The 18572-nt window shown below is 63.3% G+C and carries 21 protein-coding genes; 16 read left to right on the top strand and 5 right to left on the bottom strand.

Features of this window, described 5'->3' with window-relative positions:
• The first annotated feature begins 11 nt into the window (after positions 1-11).
• Entirely contained in the window at positions 12-2291 is a 2280-nt protein-coding gene (ptsP, locus tag HWQ56_RS27570; RefSeq protein ID WP_158157397.1) for a phosphoenolpyruvate--protein phosphotransferase, read from the top strand.
• Positions 2292-2329: 38 nt separating this feature from the next.
• Here ptsP and HWQ56_RS27565 read toward each other — a convergent pair whose 3' ends face one another.
• On the bottom strand, positions 2330-3076 hold the full coding sequence (locus HWQ56_RS27565; RefSeq protein ID WP_176572214.1) for an NRDE family protein: 747 nt from the start codon (positions 3074-3076) through the stop codon (positions 2330-2332).
• Positions 3077-3285: 209 nt separating this feature from the next.
• On the opposite strand from HWQ56_RS27565, the gene lgt reads away from it, so the two are divergent.
• Positions 3286-4098: a prolipoprotein diacylglyceryl transferase gene (gene lgt, locus HWQ56_RS27560; RefSeq protein ID WP_158157401.1), complete on the top strand. Its 813-nt coding sequence runs from the start codon at positions 3286-3288 to the stop codon at positions 4096-4098.
• Positions 4099-4177: 79 nt separating this feature from the next.
• Positions 4178-5011 carry a thymidylate synthase gene (locus HWQ56_RS27555; RefSeq protein ID WP_158157403.1) on the top strand — a complete coding sequence of 278 codons (834 nt, stop codon included), beginning with the start codon at positions 4178-4180 and terminating at the stop codon, positions 5009-5011.
• Between the two features lie 55 nt (positions 5012-5066).
• Here HWQ56_RS27555 and HWQ56_RS27550 read toward each other — a convergent pair whose 3' ends face one another.
• A complete protein-coding gene (locus HWQ56_RS27550; RefSeq protein ID WP_176572213.1) occupies positions 5067-5552 on the bottom strand; it encodes an Lrp/AsnC family transcriptional regulator in 486 nt (161 codons plus the stop codon).
• Between the two features lie 133 nt (positions 5553-5685).
• Between HWQ56_RS27550 and HWQ56_RS27545 the strand changes: the two genes are divergently transcribed.
• Positions 5686-6306, top strand: coding sequence for a LysE family translocator (locus HWQ56_RS27545; RefSeq protein WP_158157407.1), 621 nt, complete (start codon positions 5686-5688; stop codon positions 6304-6306).
• A gap of 185 nt (positions 6307-6491) precedes the next feature.
• On the top strand, positions 6492-6914 hold the full coding sequence (locus tag HWQ56_RS27540) for a hypothetical protein (protein WP_176572212.1): 423 nt from the start codon (positions 6492-6494) through the stop codon (positions 6912-6914).
• On the opposite strand, the gene HWQ56_RS27535 is transcribed toward HWQ56_RS27540, so the two are convergent.
• The 3 genes from HWQ56_RS27535 to flgA all read right to left on the bottom strand — a co-directional run bounded on the left by HWQ56_RS27535 (position 6900) and on the right by flgA (position 8445).
• A complete protein-coding gene (locus HWQ56_RS27535; protein ID WP_158157411.1) occupies positions 6900-7388 on the bottom strand; it encodes a flagella synthesis protein FlgN in 489 nt (162 codons plus the stop codon). The two genes, HWQ56_RS27540 and HWQ56_RS27535, sit on opposite strands and share 15 nt — an antisense overlap.
• The gene (gene flgM, locus HWQ56_RS27530) at positions 7369-7659 is read right to left on the bottom strand and encodes a flagellar biosynthesis anti-sigma factor FlgM (protein ID WP_158157413.1); all 291 of its coding nucleotides are present in this window, start codon (positions 7657-7659) and stop codon (positions 7369-7371) included. The genes HWQ56_RS27535 and flgM overlap by 20 nt, the downstream gene beginning before the upstream one ends.
• Positions 7660-7746: 87 nt before the next feature.
• Positions 7747-8445 (bottom strand): flagellar basal body P-ring formation chaperone FlgA, encoded by a 699-nt coding sequence (gene flgA, locus HWQ56_RS27525; RefSeq protein WP_176572211.1) that lies wholly within the window; start codon positions 8443-8445, stop codon positions 7747-7749.
• A 161-nt stretch (positions 8446-8606) separates the two neighbouring features.
• Between flgA and flgB the strand changes: the two genes are divergently transcribed.
• The 11 genes from flgB (at position 8607) to flgL (ending at position 18569) form a co-directional block, all read left to right on the top strand.
• Positions 8607-9020: a flagellar basal body rod protein FlgB gene (gene flgB, locus HWQ56_RS27520; RefSeq protein WP_158157416.1), complete on the top strand. Its 414-nt coding sequence runs from the start codon at positions 8607-8609 to the stop codon at positions 9018-9020.
• Positions 9021-9034: 14 nt separating this feature from the next.
• Positions 9035-9433 carry a flagellar basal body rod protein FlgC gene (flgC, locus tag HWQ56_RS27515; protein ID WP_158157418.1) on the top strand — a complete coding sequence of 133 codons (399 nt, stop codon included), beginning with the start codon at positions 9035-9037 and terminating at the stop codon, positions 9431-9433.
• A 3-nt stretch (positions 9434-9436) separates the two neighbouring features.
• The gene (gene flgD, locus HWQ56_RS27510; RefSeq protein WP_176572210.1) at positions 9437-10117 is read left to right on the top strand and encodes a flagellar hook assembly protein FlgD; all 681 of its coding nucleotides are present in this window, start codon (positions 9437-9439) and stop codon (positions 10115-10117) included.
• A gap of 84 nt (positions 10118-10201) precedes the next feature.
• Positions 10202-11371 (top strand): flagellar hook protein FlgE, encoded by a 1170-nt coding sequence (gene flgE, locus HWQ56_RS27505; protein WP_158157422.1) that lies wholly within the window; start codon positions 10202-10204, stop codon positions 11369-11371.
• 2 nt (positions 11372-11373) lie between these two features.
• The gene (locus HWQ56_RS27500; protein ID WP_176572209.1) at positions 11374-12129 is read left to right on the top strand and encodes a flagellar basal body rod protein FlgF; all 756 of its coding nucleotides are present in this window, start codon (positions 11374-11376) and stop codon (positions 12127-12129) included.
• A gap of 31 nt (positions 12130-12160) precedes the next feature.
• Positions 12161-12943: a flagellar basal-body rod protein FlgG gene (gene flgG, locus HWQ56_RS27495; protein ID WP_158157424.1), complete on the top strand. Its 783-nt coding sequence runs from the start codon at positions 12161-12163 to the stop codon at positions 12941-12943.
• Positions 12944-12951: 8 nt separating this feature from the next.
• Entirely contained in the window at positions 12952-13608 is a 657-nt protein-coding gene (locus tag HWQ56_RS27490; protein ID WP_199267136.1) for a flagellar basal body L-ring protein FlgH, read from the top strand.
• Between the two features lie 11 nt (positions 13609-13619).
• The gene (locus HWQ56_RS27485) at positions 13620-14729 is read left to right on the top strand and encodes a flagellar basal body P-ring protein FlgI (RefSeq protein ID WP_209008695.1); all 1110 of its coding nucleotides are present in this window, start codon (positions 13620-13622) and stop codon (positions 14727-14729) included.
• Positions 14729-15616, top strand: a complete 888-nt coding sequence (gene flgJ / locus HWQ56_RS27480) for a flagellar assembly peptidoglycan hydrolase FlgJ (RefSeq protein WP_176572207.1) — start codon at positions 14729-14731, stop codon at positions 15614-15616. The genes HWQ56_RS27485 and flgJ overlap by 1 nt, the downstream gene beginning before the upstream one ends.
• A gap of 126 nt (positions 15617-15742) precedes the next feature.
• Complete coding sequence (gene flgK, locus HWQ56_RS27475) at positions 15743-17353, top strand: flagellar hook-associated protein FlgK (RefSeq protein WP_176572206.1); 1611 nt, start codon at positions 15743-15745, stop codon at positions 17351-17353.
• 16 nt (positions 17354-17369) lie between these two features.
• Positions 17370-18569, top strand: coding sequence for a flagellar hook-associated protein FlgL (gene flgL, locus HWQ56_RS27470; protein ID WP_176572205.1), 1200 nt, complete (start codon positions 17370-17372; stop codon positions 18567-18569).
• Positions 18570-18572 lie beyond the last annotated feature (3 nt).

Raw genomic sequence — 18572 nt, 5'->3', positions numbered from 1 at the left:
GACCCCGAGCCATGCTCAATACGCTGCGCAAGATCGTCCAGGAAGTCAACTCCGCCAAGGATCTCAAGACGGCGTTGGGGATCATTGTGCTGCGTGTCAAAGAGGCCATGGGCAGCCAGGTCTGCTCGGTCTACCTGCTTGACCCGGAAACCAACCGCTTCGTGCTGATGGCTACCGAAGGCTTGAACAAGCGCTCCATCGGCAAGGTCAGCATGGCGCCCAACGAGGGCCTGGTGGGCCTGGTGGGCACGCGTGAAGAACCGCTGAACCTGGAAAACGCCGCCGACCATCCCCGTTACCGCTACTTCGCCGAGACCGGCGAGGAGCGCTTCGCTTCATTCCTCGGCGCGCCGATCATTCACCACCGCCGCGTGGTGGGGGTATTGGTCATCCAGCAAAAGGAGCGCCGTCAGTTCGACGAGGGCGAAGAAGCCTTCCTGGTCACCATGAGCGCGCAATTGGCCGGCGTTATTGCCCACGCTGAGGCCACCGGTTCGATCCGGGGCTTGGGCCGCCAGGGCAAGGGCATTCAGGAGGCCAAATTCGTTGGCGTACCTGGGTCGCCAGGCGCGGCGGTGGGTACTGCCGTGGTCATGCTGCCGCCGGCCGACCTGGAAGTGGTGCCGGACAAGACCGTCACCGATATCGCCGCCGAACTGCAACTGTTTCAGACCGCCCTGGAAGGTGTTCGCCATGATATGCGCACACTTTCGGCAAAATTGGCCACCCAATTGCGCCCGGAAGAGCGCGCACTGTTCGACGTCTACCTGATGATGCTCGACGATGCCTCGTTGGGCAGTGAAGTGACCAATGTCATCAAGACCGGCCAGTGGGCCCAGGGTGCGCTGCGCCAGGTAGTCACCGAGCACGTCAACCGTTTCGAATTGATGGACGACGCCTACCTGCGCGAGCGGGCCTCGGACGTCAAGGACCTGGGCCGCCGCCTGCTGGCCTACTTGCAGGAAGCCCGGCAGCAAACCCTGGTTTACCCCGACAATACCATCCTGATCAGCGAAGAGCTGTCCCCGGCCATGCTTGGTGAAGTGCCTGAAGGCAAGCTGGTGGGCCTGATCTCGGTGCTGGGTTCGGGTAACTCCCACGTCGCGATCCTGGCTCGAGCCATGGGTATCCCGACGGTGATGGGCCTGGTGGACCTGCCGTATTCCAAGGTCGACGGCATTCAGATGATCGTCGATGGCTACAAGGGCGAGGTTTACACCAACCCCAGCGAAGTGCTGGCCAAGCAGTACGCCGACGTGGTGGAGGAAGAGCGCCAGCTGGCTCAGGGCCTTGATGCCCTGCGTGAACTGCCCTGCGTGACCCTGGACGGCCACCGCATGCCGTTGTGGGTGAACACCGGCCTGCTGGCCGATGTCGCCCGGGCCCAGCAGCGCGGCGCCGAAGGGGTCGGCCTGTACCGCACCGAAGTGCCGTTCATGATCAACCAGCGTTTCCCCAGCGAAAAGGAACAGCTGGCCATTTATCGCGAGCAGCTGGCTGCCTTCCACCCGCTGCCGGTGACCATGCGCAGCCTGGACATTGGCGGTGACAAGTCGCTCTCGTACTTCCCCATCAAGGAAGACAACCCATTCCTGGGCTGGCGCGGCATTCGCGTTACCCTCGACCACCCGGAAATCTTCCTGGTGCAGACTCGCGCGATGCTCAAGGCCAGTGAGGGCCTGAATAACCTGCGCATTCTACTGCCGATGATTTCCGGCACCCACGAAACCGAAGAGGCCCTGCACCTGATTCACCGGGCCTGGGGCGAAGTGCGCGACGAAGGCACCGACGTGCCGATGCCGCCAGTGGGCGTGATGGTGGAAATTCCCGCGGCGGTGTACCTGACCCGCGAGCTGGCGCGCCAGGTCGACTTCCTGTCGGTGGGCTCCAACGACCTGACCCAATACTTGTTGGCCGTGGACCGAAACAACCCTCGGGTGGCCGACCTGTACGACTACCTGCACCCCGCCGTGCTGCAAGCCCTGCAGCACGTGGTCACCGAAGCCCATGCCGAAGGCAAGCCGGTGAGCATCTGCGGCGAGATGGCCGGCGACCCGGCGGCGGCGGTGCTGTTGATGGCCATGGGCTTTGACAGCCTGTCGATGAACGCCACCAACTTGCCCAAGGTGAAATGGATGCTGCGCCAGGTCAGCCTGGCGAAGTCCAAGGAACTGCTGGCGCAGTTGATGAAAATCGACAACCCGCAGGTTATCCACAGCTCGCTGCAACTGGCCCTGAAAAACCTGGGGCTGGCGCGCATGATCAACCCCGCCGCGCCCAAGACGCTTTAAATCGGCTGAGCCCGATCCCACGAAAGGATTGGGGTGGGTCACAACGCCAGGTCCACCTCGCCCAGCGCACCGCCATAAGGCCCGAAGCTGCGCTCCACAATGCGCCGCGACCCATCGGCCCGCACGATCAGCGCCGTGCTGGCGCGGGTGCCGTACGTGGGGCTGGCGATAAACACGCTGGACAGCAACGATTCCGTGGCCAGGCCCACGCCGGTATCCGGTAGCTCGGCGTCCGCGGCGGGGGTGCTGTCTTTCAATATCGCCAGCAACGGCTCGGGCTGCGGGTCATTCAGCTGCTCGGCCAGCGCTGCCCGGGCCTTCAACAGCTTCGGCCAAGGGGTATCCAAGCCCGCATTGGACAACCCATACACCCCTGTGGATAAATCCACCGCCCGCCGCTCGCGCTGATTGAAGTAGCACAGCCTTCCCGCTGCCCCCAGCAACAGGTTGAACCCCGAATACTCCGCGGCCCGGCTGCCCACGTCATCCAGGTAGTCGTCAATGCCGACGCTACTGGTCAGAAAACGCGCTACCAGGTCACCGCGCGAGCGCCTTCCTGCGGGTTGCCCGGGGTCGCGAATGTTGGTCAGCGCCGCGAACCTGCCGGCGCTTCCCAGCCCTAGCCACGTACCGCCGGCCTCCAGGTCGCGCCCGGCCCAGACGCCTTCGGCATCGGGCCATTGGCCGAGCGCCTGGCTCGGGCGAGCATAGAATTCGTCGCGGTTGGCCGCCAGTATCAGCGGGACAGGGTGCCCGGGGCGCCAGGCGAATACGATCAAGCACATAAGGTTTGCCTTGTGTTCACGGTTGCACTCCATCCCGTCACAGTAGAGGCAAATGCCCCCATCCGTTACCATGCGCTCCAGTTTTCGCTGACACAAGTTTCATGGCAGCGGGCAGCCGGGCGGGGCATAGTCTCTGGTTTTCCTGGCCGCCATGGCCATTCGGGAACGCCGGGGGCGATCCTGCCGCCTGTTCAAGTCAAGGAGTTGCAATGCTGCCTTACCCGCAGATCGACCCGGTGGCCGTCGCCATCGGACCGCTTCAAATCCACTGGTACGGCCTGATGTACCTGATCGGCATCGGCAGTGCCTGGCTGCTGGCCTCCAGCCGCCTGAACCGTTTCGACCCCACCTGGACCAAGGAGAAGCTTTCCGACCTGGTGTTCTGGTGTGCCATGGGCGTGATCGTCGGTGGGCGCCTGGGTTACGTGCTGTTCTATGACCTGAAGGTATACATCGACAACCCCACCCTGATCTTCGAAGTGTGGAAAGGCGGCATGGCGTTCCACGGCGGCCTGATCGGCGTGATGCTGGCCACCTGGTGGTTCGGCCGCAAGAACGGCAAGTCGTTCTTCGAGCTGATGGACTTCATTGCTCCGCTGGTACCCATTGGCCTGGGCGCCGGGCGCATCGGCAACTTCATCAACGGCGAGTTGTGGGGCAAGCCTACCGACGTGCCGTGGGCGATGATCTTCCCGCCGCTGAGCGACCCGGCCCAGTTGCCGCGCCACCCGTCGCAGCTGTACCAGTTCGCCCTGGAAGGCGTGGCGCTGTTCATCATCCTGTGGCTGTTCTCGCGCAAACCGCGCCCGACCATGGCCGTTTCCGGCATGTTCGCGCTGTTCTACGGTATTTTCCGTTTCATCGTCGAGTTCGTCCGCGTGCCGGACGCCCAGCTGGGCTACCTGGCCTTCGGTTGGGTCACCATGGGCCAGATCCTCTGCATCCCGATGATCCTCGGTGGGCTAGGCTTGATCTGGTGGGCCTACAACCGGCCCGCCGCGCCGAAAAGCGCCGCGGTGTGATTGACGGGCGGGGCGCAGGCCCCGCCTTTTTCTTTTTCTGTAAACGGTCGCGTCTGCTGGCGACCGACTTGAGGCCCCAATGAAAGCGTACCTGGATCTCCTGACCGATGTGATCACCAACGGCGTGGGCAAGGGCGATCGCACTGGCACCGGCACCAAGGCCGTCTTCGCCCGCCAGTTCCGCCACAACCTGGCCAACGGTTTTCCGTTGTTGACCACCAAGAAGCTGCACTTCAAGAGCATCGCCAACGAGCTGATCTGGATGCTCAGTGGCAACACCAACGTGAAGTGGCTGAACGAGAATGGCGTGACCATCTGGGACGAGTGGGCGACCGAAAGCGGCGACCTGGGCCCGGTGTACGGCGAGCAGTGGACGGCGTGGCCGACCAAGGACGGCAAGACCATCAACCAGATCGACTATATGGTCGAGACCCTGAAGAACAACCCCAACAGCCGCCGCATCCTGTTCCACGGCTGGAACGTGGAATACCTGCCCGACGAGTCCAAGAGCCCGCAGCAGAATGCGCTGGAAGGTCGCCAGGCTTTGCCGCCGTGCCACCTGCTGTACCAGGCCTTCGTGCATGAAGGGCACCTGTCGATGCAGTTGTACATCCGTAGCTCCGATGTGTTCCTGGGCCTGCCCTACAACACCGCGGCCCTGGCCTTGCTGACCCATATGCTGGCCCAGCAGTGCGACCTGATTCCCCACGAGATCATCGTCACCACGGGCGACACCCATGCGTACGCCAACCACATGGAACAGATCCAGACCCAACTGGCCCGCGAGCCGCGCGCACTGCCAACGCTGAACATCAAGCGCAAGCCAGCGTCAATCTACGACTACAAGTTCGAAGATTTCGAAATCGTCGGTTACGACCCGCATCCGGGCATCAAGGCGCCGGTCGCCATCTGACAGTCTGTCAGGGCCGTGCCGCGCTCGACCCTGCAAGGGCGCGGCACAGGTCTTGTCAGGACGCTTCAGGCCGTTTGACGGGAAACGACATGAACGGCTTGATCTCCTTGAGCACGAACATGCTCTGCATCTCCTTGATGCCCGGCAGCCGCCGCACTACCGACATGGCGAACTCGGCAAACGAGTCCAGGTCCCGCGCCACCACCTGCAACAGGAAATCGGCATCGCCACCGATGCTGTAGCAGGCCACCACGTCTTCCAGCTGCATTACTTCCTGCTCGAACTTGCGCGCTTGCGCTTCGCTGTGGCTGTCGATGCTGATGCGGATGAACACCATCACCCCAAGGCCGATCTTGCGGCGGTCAAGCACGGCGCGGTAGCCCTGGATAAAGCGATGCTCTTCCAGATGGCGAACCCGCCGCCAGCAGGGCGACGCCGACATGCCCAGGGCGTCGGCCAGGTTCTGGTTGGTCATGCGGCCGTCCTGTTGCAGGGCGGTCAGAAGCTTCACATCCATGATGCTCAACAGCTCGCTGGTCATTCATTTCTTCCTTGTGCTTCATAAAGGCAGCTTCTGCCTAAAATAACCGCTTGGACGGCAAACTTAGAAGAAATTTTTCCGGGTGTGCGGAGTAGCATTTTCCGCCTCAACCCGCTGTCACGGATGCCTTCACATGCTCGATACCTCACAAATACTGACCTACAGCGCAGCATTGGCCGTCGCCGCCGCCATCCCTGGGCCGGGCATGGCCGCATTGGTGGCTCGCAGTGTCGGTGGTGGTGCGCTGTCGGGCTTTTGCCTGCTGTTCGGGATAATTCTCGGCGACCTGACATATCTGTCGTTCGCCGTGTTCGGCCTGGCGATGGTGGCGGAGCACTTCAATGGGCTGTTTCAACTGGTGCGCTGGGCGGCGGCGGTCTACCTGTGCTACCTGGCCTGGCTGTTCTGGTTTGCCGAGCCCCAAGCCTTCGAAACCGACAGGCCTGTACAGCGCAAGGAACTGCTGTCAGCGGCGGTTTCAGGCCTGACCATTACGCTGGGTAACCCGAAGACCATTGCGTTCTACCTGGCGCTACTGCCTTTGGTGATCAACCTGGAGTCGGTCACGCCGCAGACCTGGGGCTTGATGCTGGTGCCCCTGACTGCACTGGTACTGTTGGCCGTAGGGGCGGTGTATATCCTGGGCGCCGTCCGTATCCGCCACCTGTTGTCCAGCTTGCGTGCCCAGCAGCGCCTGTTCCGCGGCGCCGCCGCGATCATGGTCGCGGCGGCGGCGGCCATGCTCATCCACTGACCCGCGGGCAAGCCCGGTGGCGCAGGGGGGAGCAGTTGCAAGCGGAATTGGCGCTGTTTGGGTGTGATGTTCTGCCCATTGTTCAGCGGTCGACGCCTTTAACCTCGGTGCGCCAACGATCCTTGCCTACGGGGTTTGCCGTGACCGATAGAGAGCTTCTAGAAAATTCCAGGCTGCGAATTCTGTTGATAGAACCCCATGCCTTCCAACTGTTCGATACCCAGACCCTGCTCTACGACCTGGGTTGCCATTACCTGACCCCGGCCATGAGCCAGGACGAAGTGACCCGCGTGTTGCGCGAGCGCCAGGTACCGTTCGACGTGGCTATTTGCAGCGTGGGTACCTTCGGCATGAGCGACCTGGACCTGGCCGAGCTGGTCTATGCCGAAAACAAGGTCAGGCATTTGATTCTGCTGTCCGATGGCCAGGTCCCGGCACCGGCCTTGCTGGCCTGTCAGGTACAGCACCCAGCCCAACCCTTGCTGGGTATCGTGCAGAAGCCCCTGCGGGCCAACACCTTGCTGGCGCTGTTTCGCCGGGTGCTGGGCGAGGGGCTCAGTTGCGCGGCCCGCACCCTGCAGGCCGCAGGCGCTTCATGCCCGGCTTGAATGGCCGGCGTGGCGGCCGTCCGGCCCGTAGAGGGTGCGGCCGCTGGCTTCATTGAGGTAATTGAGGATGCGCTGGTTCTGTTGCTGGCGCACACGCAGCGAGTCGCCATTGAGCTGGTTGAGGCGCTGGGCACGGGCCGCCAGGTCCTGAAGGCGGGTCCAGGCTGGCAGGCAACCCTGGTCCTTGGCCAGTTGCATGGCGCCTTGCTGGGTCGGTGCATGGCCCAGCGAGCGCTGTGCGCGGCGGCGGGTGGTTTCCAGTTGCTCCAGGGCTTCCAGGATGGACTGCTTGGCGATGCTCAGCTCTGTCAGCCGCTCGCCGTCTATCCGCGGGCCGGCCAAGGCCAGGCGTTCCTGGTCCAGCAACGTCAGCAGGCGCTGGGCCGCTACCTGCTGGCGTTGCAGGTGGCGCGCCAGGCCTCTGGCAATTTCATGTCCGGCCGGCGGCCGAGCGTCACTCAGTGGCTTGCCCATTCATTTCCATCACACTTTCAGCCATACCGTCGAAGATCCGTGACGAGTCCACCTGCAAGGTGCCGTCGCTGATCGCCTGGCGAATCTCATTCACCCGATTCATGTCGATATCGGCAGTGGATGCGTTGGCGCCTTGCAGGCTGTCATTGAGTTCCAGCGTATTGCTCACCGCCGGGTCCGTGTCACTGGCCTCGCTTTTCTGCAGCCGGTTGTTGGCCGTCAGATCGGTATTGGGCAGTGTGTTGCTGAGCGCTGTGCTGATTATTTTCACGGTCGAATTTTCATAGTGTCCCTTTTGCCCACTATCGGCATTGGGTGGGTGAACTTGAACGCCTGTATTTCAAATTTATGGCGCGTTTCAATCGCGCACCATCAGTTGGTCAGGCCCGGTCACGGTTGCGCGCAGAACCCTGCCGCGCTCGGGCACCACCCGCACCTCGTCACCCAGGTAGCCGTTGTCCAGTGCCTTGCCCTGGCGGCTCAGAACAAAACCGGCGCCGCGAAACTGCATGGCAACCTGGTGGTTCTGTTCCACCAGCCACGTCTTGCGCAGCGCGCTGGCGATCAAGGGGGCGCCGGCCCTTAGCGCGTGGGTGGCACGCAGGCCCACCACCTCGCGAGCATCAAGCACTGCGTTGGCCGGCAGGCGCTCCAGGGCGCCGGCCCTCATCGCCAGCATGCTCGCCTCGACCACCTGGTTGGCTGCGATGTTCTGCAGGCTGACCACGTACGTTCCCATTACTGAAACCCTGGCCTGCACGTAGTGCAACGCCTGGCCACAGCGCACGCCCACCAGCACGCGGCCATAGCTGCGTTGCTCGGGGTGGGCCAGAAACGGCCTGGGGTCGTCGCAGGCCGTGGTACTGGCTGGCAACTCGACCTGCGGGTGATGGCTATGGGCGGGCAGGGCAGCGATCAGCAGTTCGCGGATGCGCCCCTGTTCAAGGCTGTCTTCGGCCATTGCCGTGGCGCTGGTGGGTAACCACAACAGCGTGCCCAGGCAGGCGCCGACAGTGGCGAGCCGGGCGCGCGTGGCAAGGGTGGTGCGTGGGTTCATGCGGCTGATTCGTCGAGGGTCGTGCAGGTGATTCTAGAGCGCCGCGCCGCGATGCAAGGTTGGAAGTGCTCGATAAATGCGTGTCTGTTTCAGCCTTTGGCTTGGCCACCTTGCGACTACTCTGCGCGCCTCACCCCCAATCCGAGTCCGAGGCTGCCAGCATGATCGACAAGCTCGACAACGAGCTCAGCTTTCAGCAGAACGCACTGAGCCTGCGCGCCGAACGCCAGCAGGTGTTGGCCAACAACATCGCCAATGCCGATACGCCGGGTTATCGCGCCCGCGATTTCGATTTCTCCGGCGAGTTGGCCAGCGCTTTGGGCCAGGGTATGCCCAAGGCCAGCGGCATGAGCCTGGCGACCACCTCCGATCGGCACCTGGCGGCAACCTTCAGCGGCAACTCGCTGCACGAAATGCTCTATCGCGTACCCGACCAGCCCAGCCTGGACGGCAACACCGTGGACATGGACCGCGAACGCGCGCAGTTCAGCGACAACTCGGTGCGCTACGAGGCCAGCCTCACGTTTCTGAATAGCCGGCTGCAGGCGCTCAAGACCGCCATGCAGTCCGAATAGAGCAGGTACCCCTCATGTCGATGTTCAGCATTTTCGATATTGCCGGTTCCGCGCTGAGTGCCCAGTCCCAGCGCATGAACGTGACCGCCAGCAACCTGGCCAACGCCGATAGCGTCAGCGGCCCCGACGGCCAGCCGTACCGTGCTCGTCAGGCCGTGTTCGAGGCCCAGGCCGCGGGGCTTGGTGGTGTGCGCGTCAGCCAGGTGGTGGAAGACCAGTCCGATTTTCGCAAGGAATACCGCCCCGGCGACCCCATGGCCGACGCCGACGGCTACGTGAGCATGCCCAACGTCGAGCCTGTGGGCGAGATGGTCAACATGATTTCCGCTTCGCGCTCCTACCAGGCCAACGTCGAGGTCATGAGCACGAGCAAGCAACTGATGCTTAAGACCCTGACTCTGGGAGAGTCCTGATCCATGACCAACACCATCAGCAGCTCAGTGCTGTCGAGCATGAACACCAGCACGACCACCACCAGTACCTCGACGGCCACCACGGCGGACGACCTGCAAAGCCAGTTTCTCACCCTGCTGGTGACCGAACTGCAGAACCAGGACCCGTCCGAACCCATGGACAACACAGAAATGGTTTCGCAGTTGGCGCAGATCAACATGATCAGCGGCATCACCGACCTGGGTGACACGCTGGACAGCATCTCCGGCCAGATCGATACCAGCCAGGCGTTGCAAGCCTCGGCACTGGTGGGCAAAGGCGTGCTGGTGGACGGCGATTCGATCACCGTATCCGGTGGCAGCGCCACGGCCTACGGGGTGAACCTGGACGGGGATGCCGACACCGTCACCGCCACCATCACCGACAGCAGTGGCAACGTAGTGCGCACCATCGACGTGGGGGCGCTGGACGAAGGCGTGCATTCGCTGAGCTGGGACGGCCTGGCGGACGACGGCACCACCGCCCCGGACGGCGATTACACGGTGAGCATCAGCGCCACCGAAGACGGCAGCGCCGTGACCGCCACGGCGCTCAATTACGCCCTGGTATCGGGTGTCAGCACGGATGATTCCAGCGCCGTGGTACTGGAACTGGGCGCCAATACCGACAGCGCCAGCCTCAGCGACATTCGCCTGTTGCTGTAACGCCTTACCCAAGACCTTTCACAGAAACGTGACCTTCGCGGCGTTTGCGGCTGCCCGGTCCTTATCGGCTTCAAGGAGCGAAATATGGGCTTTTCCCAAGCACTCAGCGGTCTGAGCGCAGCATCGACCGACCTCAACGTCATCAGCAACAACATCTCCAACTCCGAAACCGTGGGCTTCAAAAGCTCCACCACCGAGTTCGCCGACGTCTACGCCGACGCCGAGGTGGGCCTGGGTACTTCGGTGTCCGGGGTGGTGCAGAACTTCGAGTCAGGCAGCCTGACGACTACCGACAATGACCTGGACCTGGCCGTGAGTGGTGATGGTTTCTTCGTGTTCAACGATGGCACCACCACGACCTACTCGCGCGATGGGCAACTGACCTTGAGCTCCGATGGGTACCTGGAAAATGCCGCGGGCGCCAAGCTGGTGGGTGCCAGCGGCGTGATCCAGATCCCGTCCTCCGGCCTGCAGGCCAGTGCCACCACCGAGGTGGACGCCACCCTGAACCTGGACTCCAGTTCCGACGCCATCACCAGCACCTTCGACGCCACCGACGCCACCAGTTACTCGTACTCCACCAGCGCCACGGTGTACGACTCGCTGGGTAACAGCCACAGCATGACGCTGTATTTCGCCAAGAGCGATGACACCAACACCTGGAACGTCTACACCGCCATCGACGGCAACACCGTCACCGATGACGACGGCAATGCCGTGAGCCAGGAGGTGGCCTTCGACACCAGCGGCCTGCTCACCAGCGGCGCTACGGCGACCTACAGCTATGACCCGGACAACGGCGCCGCCGAAATGAGTATCGAGCTCGACCTGACCGGCACTACCCAGTTCGGCAACGACTTCGAACTGTCCAGCAGTTCCCAGGACGGCTACACCTCCGGAAGCCTGACCGGTTTCACCATCGATTCGAGCGGCAACGTGGTCGCCAGCTACTCCAACGACCAGACCCAGATCATCGACCAGATCGTGCTGGCCACCTTCAACAATGAGCAGGGCCTCAAGGCTGTGGGCGACAACAGTTGGACCGCTACCACCGAATCGGGCGTGGCCCTGTTGGGTACGGCCGGCACCGGCCAATTGGGCTCCATCGAGAGCGGCGTGACCGAAGACTCCAACGTCGACCTGACCACGGAGTTGGTGAACCTGATCATTGCCCAGCGCAACTTCCAGGCCAACTCGCAATCGGTCAAGACCCAGAGCGAAGTCCTCCAGCAAGCGGTTAGCCTCGGGTCGTAATCATGGATCGCATGCTCTACACCGCCATGAGCGGCGCCTCCCAGTCCCTGGACCAGCAAGCCGTGGTGGCCAACAACCTGGCCAACGTGGTGACCCCGGGTTTTCGTTCGCAACTGGCGCAAATGCAGGCCGTGCCGGTAGCCGGCGAGGGCCTGCCGACCCGCGTGGCGGTGTCGGCTACCGGTATTGGCGTGGATTGGAGCCAGGGCCCGGTGACCCGCACCGATCGCAACCTGGACGTGGCCCTGGACGTCAACGGGCTGCTCGCCGTGCAGACCAGCGACGGCGGTGAGGCCTATACCCGCCGTGGCGACCTGCAGGTGGATGGTGCCGGCAACGTCACGGTGGGCGGTCGCCCGGTGATAGGCGATGGCGGGCCTGTCAGCGTGCCGCCGGGCAGCGAGGTCAGCATCGGCAGCGACGGAACGCTCAGCGTTCGTGAGCAGACCGGCGGCGCCAAGGGCCTGGCCCAAGTGGGCCGGCTGAAGCTGGTCTCGGCGCTGCCGGGCACCGTCGAGGCTGGCAGCGATGGCCTGTTCCGTGCGCCGCCAGGCCCCGACGGCACCCGGCAACCGCTGCCGGCCGACGACGCCATGCGCCTGAGCCCCGGCAACCTGGAGGGCAGCAACATCAGCCCTACCAGCGCAATGGTCGCGATGATCGACAACTCCCGGCGTTACGAGATGCAGATGAAGGTCATCAGCGACGCCGACGACAACGCCAAGAACGCCAACAGCCTGCTGTCCCTGCAGGGCTGAAACACCGGTTGAATTGAACGAGGAATGATCGATGATCCGATCACTGTGGACGGCGAAAACCGGCCTGGAAGCCCAGCAGGCGCAAATGGACGTCATCGCCAACAACCTGGCCAACGTCAGCACCAACGGCTTCAAGAAGTCGCGTGCGGTGTTCGAAGACCTGCTGTACCAGAACATGCGCCAGCCCGGCGCGCAGAGCACCAGCCAGACCAAGCTGCCGTCGGGGCTGCAGGTAGGTACCGGTGTTCGCCAGGTGGCCACCGAGCGCCTGCACACCCAGGGCAACCTGACCGAGACCGACAACTCCAAGGACCTGGCCATCAACGGCAATGGTTTCTTCGAGGTGGACATGCCCGACGGCACCACTGCCTATACCCGTGATGGCAGCTTCCAGCTTGACGCCAACGGCCAGATGGTGACGTCCAACGGTTACACCCTGACCGGTGGTATCACCATTCCCAGCACCGCCACTTCGGTGTCGGTGAGCACCGACGGCATCGTCTCGGTGGTGAACTCCGGTTCTTCTACCTCCACCCAGGTGGGGCAGTTGAACGTGGCACTGTTCATCAACCCCGCCGGCCTGGAAAGCATCGGTCAGAACCTGTACCTGGAAACCGACGCGTCGGGCGCGCCTACGGAAAGCACGCCGGGGCTGAATGGCGCCGGCACCTTGTCCGAAGGCTATGTGGAAACCTCCAACGTCAATGTGGTGGAGGAGATGGTCAGCATGATCCAGGTGCAGCGCGCGTACGAGATCAACAGCAAAGCGGTGGATGCCTCCAACGAAATGCTGCAGCGCCTGACGCAGCTATGAGGTGCGGCATGAACAAGCTGGCGTTGTGCATCGTCGTCGGCCTGCTGGCCGGCTGCGATGTGTTGCCGCGCAAACCGGTGGTGCAGGACGAAAGCATGGTGGTGCCGCCACTGCCAGCGCGCCAGGCCGATGGCGCCATTTACCAGGTGCGGCGTGGCCTGCAGCCGCTGTTCGAGGACCGTCGGCCGCGCATGGTCGGGGATACCTTGACCATCACCCTGAATGAACAGGTCAGCGCCAGCAAGAATTCGGCCTCCAACGCCGGGCGTAGTGGCTCGGTCGGCCTGAGCATGAAGGCCACCTCCAGCCGAGCCTCCCAGGAAGGCAGCTATGGCCTCGACGCCTCGGTTGACAACGACTTCACCGGCAGCGGCGGTTCCCAGGCCACCAATTCGTTCACCGGCACCATTGCCGTGGCGGTGATGCAGGTCATGCCCAATGGCAACCTGCGGGTACGCGGCGAAAAACAGATCGCCATCAACCAGGGCACTGAGTTCATCCGGTTTTCCGGCGTGGTCAACCCGCGCACCATCACCGGTGAAAACACCGTCGCGTCCACCCAGGTATCGGACGCGCGAATCGAATACGTCGGTGACGGCTACATCAACGAAGCGCAGCGCATGGGCTGGCTGCATCGCTTCTTCCTGAACATCTCTCCGCTATGAGGGCTGCTACCATGGCTGACCTGATTCGCTCCCTTCTAGGTGGCCTGCTATTGCTGACCATCGCTGGCCCGGCGTGGGCCGAGCAGATTCGCGATATCGCTGAATTCGCCGGCGTGCGCCCCAACAGCCTGGTGGGCTACGGGCTGGTCGTGGGCCTGGACGGCAGTGGCGACCAGACCACGCAAAGCCCCTTCACCGAGCAGAGCCTGACCAACATGTTGTCCCAGCTGGGCCTGACCCTGCCCGATGGCGCCAACATGCAGATGAAGAATATCGCTGCCGTCATGCTCACGGCCACGCTGCCGCCTTTCGCCCGGCCGGGCCAGCAGATCGACGTGGTGGTGTCGTCCATCGGCAACGCCCGTAGCCTGCGCGGCGGCACGTTGCTGATGACACCACTCAAAGGCGCCGACGGTGACGTCTACGCCATGGCCCAGGGCAACTTGCTGGTGGGCGGCGCGGGCGCGGCGGCCAATGGCAGCAGCGTCACGGTCAACCAGCTGGCCGGTGGGCGCATCCCGCGCGGCGCGGTGGTCGAGCGCGAGGTGCCGCTGCACCTGGGTGGCAATGACGGGATGCTGAGCCTGTACCTGAACCAGGCCGATTTTGCCACCACCGAGCGAGTGGTGTTTGCCATCAACTCCGAATTCCGCCGCACCGTGGCGTCGGCCGTCAATGGCGGCGTGATTCAGTTGCAGGGGCCGATGTCGCCCAACGAGCGGGTCAATTTCATGGCCCGCGTCGAGGGCATTGCAGTGCTGCCCGCCGAGGCCCGGCCGAAGGTCATCATCGACTCGCGCACAGGTTCGGTGGTGCTCAACAGCGCCGTGAAGCTGGGGCGCGCAGCCGTGGCCCATGGCAACTTGTCGGTGATCATCGACACCACTAACCAGGTCAGCCAGCCGGGCGCCTTGAGCCAAGGGCAGACCGCCGGCACCGCTAATAGCAACATCTCGATCCAGGAGCAGGGCGGCCTGCTGCACTTCATGGAAGGCAGCGCCAGCCTGATGGATGTGGTCAAGGGCCTCAACGCCCTGGGCGCTACGCCCCAGGACCTGATGGTGATACTGCAGGCGCTCAAGGCTGCCGGTTCCCTGCGCGCCGAGCTGGAGATCATCTGATGAGCCTGGCCAGTAGCACCGACGGCTTCGCCCTGGACATGCAGGGCCTGGCCAACCTGCGCCGCACGGCCCAGAACGACCGGGCCGCCGGGGCCAAGGAGGCCAGCAAGCAATTCGAAGCGATGTTCTTGCAGATGATGCTCAAGAGCATGCGCGCCGCCATCCCCAAGTCCGACCTGGACAAGGACTCGCAGACCAGCCTGTACACCGAAATGCTCGATGAGCAGTGGTCACAGCACCTGGCCGGCAAAGGCCTGGGCCTGGCTGAACAGTTGGAGCGGCAGTTGGGGGGCGATACCGGGCAGCGAGTCAGCGCGCCGTCGGGGATGGTTGCCAACGTGCAGCAGACATTCGCCGCCTGGCAGCGCCGTGCCGTGGGCGAGGCGAGTGCGCGGGCAGCCCATGTGGAGGATTTCGTCCAGCGCCTGGCCGGGCCAGCCCAGCAAGCGTCGCGCAGCAGCGGCGTGCCCGCCGAATTGATCGTGGCGCAGGCAGCGCTGGAAACCGATTGGGGGCGGCGCAAGATCACCACCGCTGGCGGCGAGGACAGCCACAACCTGTTCGGCATCAAGGCGGGTGGACGCTGGCGCGGGGCAAGTACCGAAGTCATGACCACGGAGTTTCAGGACGGCGAAATGCGCAAGCAGCTGCAGAGCTTCCGCGCCTACGCCAGCGATGAAGCAGCCTTGGCCGACTACACCCAGTTGATCGGCAGCAACGCCAACTACGCCGGGGTGCTATCGGCCCGCGACCCCTTGCAGGCGGCGCATGCCTTGCAAAAGGGCGGGTATGCCACCGACCCCGACTACGCCAGCAAGCTGATCGCCGTGATGGCTACCATCGGCCCGCTGCGCCCACCCCTGCAATCCGCCCGCCTGGAACCTTGAACCCGGCTGGAATGCGCCCGCTCCCACGGGGCCACGACAACGTTGGGGGCACAAAAAAACCGCCTGATTTTTCAAGTTTTCAGGCAATCGGCCGATAACACGTGGCACGTCGTGTAGGAATTATTTATGAGCATCATATCGATCGGTGTCAGCGGTCTGAATGCGGCACAAGTGGCCCTCAGCACCAGCAGCAACAACATCACCAACGTGTATACCGATGGCTACAACCTGGAGTCTGCATCGCTGGCCGCGAGCACCTCGGGGGGCGTGGAGGTGACCAGTGTCGACCGTACGTTCGACCAGTTTATCGCGGCCCAGCTGAATGCGTCCACCAGCACCGAGAGCGCGCTCAGCACCTACTCGACGCAAGTCTCCCAGGTCGACGATCTGCTGGCCGACAGCACCTCGGACCTGGATACCCTGATGCAGGATTTCTTCTCCTCGGTACAGACCATGAGCAGCGATGCCAGTGACTCGGCAGCCCGCGAAGAGGTGATAGGCTCGGCAGAAACCCTGGTGTCCCAGTTCAATTCCCTGGGCAGTTACCTGGATGACATGCAGAGCAGCGTCAACTCGCAGTTGAGCGACCAGGTCGACCAGGTCAACGATATCACCGACCAGATCGCTACCCTCAACCAGCAGATCAGTGCGCTGGGCAGCAACTCGGACTCGGCCAACACCCTGATGGACCAGCGCGACGCCCTGGTTACCTCGCTGAATGAGCTGGTGGATGTCGACCTCACCGTCCAGGACAACGGCAGCTACAGCCTGTCCCTGAGCAATGGTCTGTCGCTGGTGTCCGGTAATCAAAGCTTCGAATTGGCAACTACCACCTCCGCTAGCGACCCTTCCCAGACGGTGGTCAGCTACGTGGATGCCGCCGGCAACGAAACCGAGCTCGACGAGTCGACCATCAGCGGGGGCTCCATCGGTGGCCTGTTGACCTTCCGCAGCGAAACCCTCGATACCGCCCAGAATCAGTTGGGCCAGATGGCCGTCGCCTTGGCCAGCGCTTTCAATGCCCTGCAAACCAGTGGCACGGACCTCAATGGCGACACCGGCACCGCATTCTTTTCGGTGGACGACCCGGTGGTGTACAGCAATACCGGCAATACCGGCACCGCGAGCCTGAGCGCCACCTTTTCCGATGACCTGGACGGCCTGACCACCAGCAATTACACCGTCACCTATACGGTCGATAACGGCTACAGCGTGACGGATGCCAGCACCGGGGAGGCCGTGGAAAGCACCTATGACGCCGACACCGGCACCCTCGGCTTCGGCGGCCTGACCGTGACCATCAGCGGCACTGCCAACGACGGCGACAGCTTCCTGGTCAAGCCCCTGAGCAGCGCCGCCAGCACGCTGGACACCGAAATCGATGACCCATCGCTGATCGCCGCAGGCGCCGGTGGCGGGGACAGTGACAACAGCATCGCCCTGGAAATGCTCGACTTGCAGAACCAGGACCTGGTGGGCGGTACGTCCACCCTGACCGAAGCCTATGCATCGCTGGTCAGCAAAGTAGGCAGCACCACCAGTTCCATCAGCACGCAACTGGACAACCAGACCAGCGTCACCGAACAACTGACCACCCTGCAGCAGTCGTCCTCGGGCGTGAACCTGGACGAAGAGGCCGCCGACCTTGTGCGCTACCAGGCGTACTACCAGGCCTGCGCGAAAATCGTCGAGGTGGGTTCCACCGTGCTCGACACCATTCTGAGCATGGACGCCTGACAAGGAGGCTTGACCGATGCGTATTTCCACCCAGACCGTCTACAGCCAGGGCCTGAGCAACATGCTCACCCAGGAAGCCGCCTACCTGGACGCCAGCAGCGAGGTATCCAGCGGCAAGCGCGTGGTGAACCCTTCCGACGATTCGTCGGCGGCAGCCCAGGCAGTGGTGGTGCAACAGGCTTCGTCGCTCAACGACCAGTACGCCGCTTCGCGCACCTCGGTGACCACGTCGTTGTCTACCGAAGAGAGCGCTCTGGACAGCATCAGCGATGCAATCACCAGCGCCAAGACCCTGTTGATCCAGGCTGGCGACGGCACCCTCAGTGATGATGACCGCGCGTCCATCGCCACTTCGCTGCAAGGCATCTACGACACGCTGGTGTCCTTGGCCAATACCACGGATAGCAACGGCAACTACATCTTTTCCGGCTACCAGAGCGAGAGCCAGACGTTCGTAGCAGACGCCGACGGCAACCTCACCTACCAGGGTGACGACAACGCGGTGATGCAGCAGATCAGCGCCACCGAGACCATTGCCAGCGGGGACACCGGCCAGAGCGTCTTCCTCAGCGTAGGCAGCGCCGCGGGGTTCGTGGCCCAGGCCAGTGCCGACAACAGCGGATCGGTGACGTTCGACGGGCCGGATATCACTGACAGCAGCGCTACCAACTACGGTACCGCCTTCACCCTGACCTTCGCCGTGGACGACGACGGCGCAACCACTTACAGCGTCGATGGCGGTGACGCGGTGGCGTACGAGTCGGGCGACACCGTGGAGGTCAACGGCCTTTCCATGACCCTGGAAGGCGAGCCCGCCGACGGCGACAGCATCAGCGTCAGCGCGGCCGCCGATGCCGACCCGGACCTGTTCAGCACCCTGCAGAACATCATCACGGCCCTCAACACACCGGTGGAAGACGAGGCCGACCAGGCAGCCTTGAGCAACACCCTGTCCACCAGCAGTCGGGAGCTGGACAACGCCCTGGACAACGTCCTCACCGTGCGCACCTCGGTAGGCACGCGCATGAACGAGATCGATGTGCTGGATACCGTGGGCGATGACATGTCGCTGACCTACGCCACCAGCCTGTCCAACCTGACCGATGCCGACTACACCACGTCGGTATCCAACTACACCGCTCTGCAGGTCGCCTTGCAGGCAGCGCAACAGACCTTCGCCAGCGTGCAGGACATGACGCTGTTCGACTATATCTGACCG

The sequence above is a fragment of the Pseudomonas eucalypticola genome (assembly GCF_013374995.1).
In the GTDB taxonomy this organism is placed as follows: Bacteria; Pseudomonadota; Gammaproteobacteria; order Pseudomonadales; family Pseudomonadaceae; genus Aquipseudomonas; species Aquipseudomonas eucalypticola.
This window is presented reverse-complemented; position numbering and strand designations above follow the sequence as displayed.